Here is a 2,658-nt window from a genome sequence, read left to right as displayed (position 1 = left end):
ACACTGTGCACAACCAGCAAACATTGAGCGGGTAGCTGGAATCGAACCCGCATCATCAGCTTGGACGGCTGAGGTTCTACCACTAAACTATACCCGCGGAGCTTGCAGCTCACGCTTAAATCTGGGGGAGGGAGAAGGATTCGAACCTTCGAAGTCGTAGACGTCAGATTTACAGTCTGATCCCTTTGGCCGCTCGGGAACCCCTCCTAATCAGGCCGGCATTCTATACTATGCCGAACCCCTGTCAAGCATTTTCTCATTTAAAAACCTGAGGTTAGCTGCGTTGACATCACCTCACGTTGAAAACCTGTTTGGGTCTTCGCTGTGGAGCGGGCGCCATTCTATGCAAACTATTCGACAGGCGCAACCCCCTCACACAGCATTATTTTATGTTTTAACTCATTGAATTCCTTGGAAAGGTTCTGCAGTTGCACATCCCCTAACAAACGCTGGCTCTCAGGTGCAACAGACAGCCAATAACCGGCTCCTGGAGCATCCTTCGACGACGGCTGTACATTAACGCCCATTTCAGCCAAACGCTGCTGCAGCGCCGAAAACGACTCCTGTCGAGAGAAACCGCCCAGAAAGAGACACTCCTGACGCCGCACGCCCTGCTTCTCCCTAACGTCACCAGTCGTCTCGCTCAGCAAGCGAATATCCTGCTGCGACCCCCGATACAAACTAAGAGGCGTCACGTCCTTTGCCCGCAACGGCGCCTCCTGCTGATGCCAGACATAATAAAAAACATTGAGAACCAGAAGCAGGAGGAACAACCAACGCATACAAACCTCAGGTCAAAGGACACGCCATAGCCAACCCCACAAACACCAGGTCGGGAACGATTCTGGCCTCGGGAGCAACACCTGCAACCAAATCGGCGTCACCACCGGTTATAAAGACAGCGAAGTCAGCCCCCCAATAGGAGCGCGCCATTTCCAGCTGCGTCAGTACGAACCCACGCAACATCAATGAACACCCACGCTCTACCGCCTCAACGGTAGTCCGCCCTGGTGCGTTGCTGGACAGCGCCCGCTCGGCAGCCAAATCCCCATAACGAATCTTTCGGGTATGAGTACGCAACTGGTTACGCATCAACGGCATTCCAGGACAAATAAAGCCACCCAGATGCTCGCCATCAGCCGCGATGAAATCTGCGGTTACCGCCGTACCGAAATCGAGTACCAGGCAGGCCCCTCCTGAAGCGAGGTGAAACCCGCCCAGCATCGCCAGCCATCGATCAAGCCCAAGGCGCTCGTAGTCTTCGTAACCATTTCTAACACCAGACATTTCACGAGCGGACTCCGCGCGAATCACCGAAATACCGAACTCCCGCTCGATAATGTCGATCAGCGCGCCGGTTTCTTCGCCAGTCCTCACACTGACCAAGCGACATTTGCCCAGGGAAAGCCGATCAATCGCTCGCAAACTCTCAAGCAGCGCCAAATCCGAGTCGACCACCCCTTCGGAGATCAGGCCGCCAACCGCGGCATTCAGCACACGCCATTTTATAAAGCTGTTCCCGCAGTCGAGCTCAAGAATCATCACGCAACCTCAGGCTCAGCTCACCACCACTAAATACTTTCTCCACGCCATTCACCCTCAAGCGCAGAGCACCTTGATTGTCGATTCCGAGCACTACGCCATCTATATGGTTGGCACCAGCAATCAATGACACCGATCGCTCCTGCCACAAGTGATTCACTTCCCATTCCTCCCGGAGAACCGAAAATCCCCCCGCCTGATGACGCCGAATGTAGGCGTCCAGCTGCTTACTCAGCTCGGCCACCAAGGCATTTCGATCGCAGTTATTGCCAGACTCAAGTCGAATCGAGGTCCATTGCTGATCGACTTCATCAGCAGTCTGCATATTCACATTGATACCAATCCCCAGCACCACATGACAGACATCCGCCGGGTCGCCAATAAGCTCAAGCAGAATGCCGGCGATTTTTTTGTTACCCACCAAGACATCATTGGGCCACTTCAAACCGGCATTTACCACGCCAAAGCTCCGCAAAGTCTGCATCACAGCCAACCCTACAACAAGGCTGAGCCCTTCGAGCTGGCGCATTCCACCATCGATTCGAAGAACAAGGCTGTAATATAGATTTTCAGCAAACGGACTGACCCATTTACGACCTCTGCGGCCGCGCCCGGAAACTTGCCGCTCAGCGAGCACCAAAAACGGTGCTGAATTGCCTTGGCCAATAGAGCGCAATGCTTCGGCATTAGTCGAGTCGACCGAATCCAGAATGGTCACCGGCCAATTTGGTGCCATTGTCGATAGCTTTAGAGAGTCGAGCAGCATCAATGGCGATGCCAACTGATAACCCCGACCGCGGACTTTATGGATAGACAAGCCGAGTTCAGCCTCAAGATGCTGAAGCTGTTTCCATACTGCACTTCGACTTATTCCCAGGGCCTCGCCCAGATCCTGACCAGAATGGAAACGCCCATCCTTCAGAAGATTCAACAACGTCAGCATGCAGGTCTCGCCTCACAATGAGGCCGAATAATAGCCATGCCCCGAGCCGTTGCATAGAAATCAAGCAAGCGCTTTTCTTGCGGGCAAAACAAAACCCCAACTGCTTTCGCAATTGGGGTTTCGGAATTTAATCTTGACGATGACCTACTCTCACATGGGGAAACCCCACACTA

Annotated in this window: 3 protein-coding genes and 2 tRNA genes; all 5 read right to left on the bottom strand. The window is 53.5% G+C overall.

Annotated elements, in window-relative coordinates; genetic code table 11:
* Positions 1-26: 26 nt before the first annotated feature.
* Positions 27-97: transfer RNA gene (locus tag ACIPZE_RS28585), tRNA-Gly, on the bottom strand.
* Positions 98-122: 25 nt separating this feature from the next.
* Positions 123-207 (bottom strand) — tRNA-Tyr (locus tag ACIPZE_RS28580).
* 143 nt (positions 208-350) lie between these two features.
* Positions 351-782, bottom strand: coding sequence for a hypothetical protein (locus ACIPZE_RS28575; RefSeq protein WP_400776766.1), 432 nt, complete (start codon positions 780-782; stop codon positions 351-353).
* A 7-nt stretch (positions 783-789) separates the two neighbouring features.
* The gene (locus ACIPZE_RS28570; protein ID WP_283438603.1) at positions 790-1,542 is read right to left on the bottom strand and encodes a pantothenate kinase; all 753 of its coding nucleotides are present in this window, start codon (positions 1,540-1,542) and stop codon (positions 790-792) included.
* A complete protein-coding gene (gene birA / locus ACIPZE_RS28565) occupies positions 1,532-2,485 on the bottom strand; it encodes a bifunctional biotin--[acetyl-CoA-carboxylase] ligase/biotin operon repressor BirA (protein WP_283438843.1) in 954 nt (317 codons plus the stop codon). Before birA ends, ACIPZE_RS28570 begins: the two co-directional genes overlap by 11 nt.
* Between the last annotated feature and the right edge of the window lie 173 nt (positions 2,486-2,658).

This window comes from Pseudomonas sp. NPDC089741, assembly GCF_044748825.1.
Lineage (GTDB): Bacteria > Pseudomonadota > Gammaproteobacteria > Pseudomonadales > Pseudomonadaceae > Aquipseudomonas > Aquipseudomonas helmanticensis.
The sequence above is the reverse complement of the archived record's forward strand: the minus strand, read 5'-3'. Positions and strand labels throughout refer to the sequence as shown.

Coding starts and splice junctions, on each gene's coding strand:
- ACIPZE_RS28575 (WP_400776766.1), bottom strand. CDS start 782: ATGCGTTGGTTGTTCCTCCTGCTTCTGGTTCTCAATGTTTTTTATTAT.
- ACIPZE_RS28570 (WP_283438603.1), bottom strand. CDS start 1,542: ATGATTCTTGAGCTCGACTGCGGGAACAGCTTTATAAAATGGCGTGTG.
- birA (WP_283438843.1), bottom strand. CDS start 2,485: ATGCTGACGTTGTTGAATCTTCTGAAGGATGGGCGTTTCCATTCTGGT.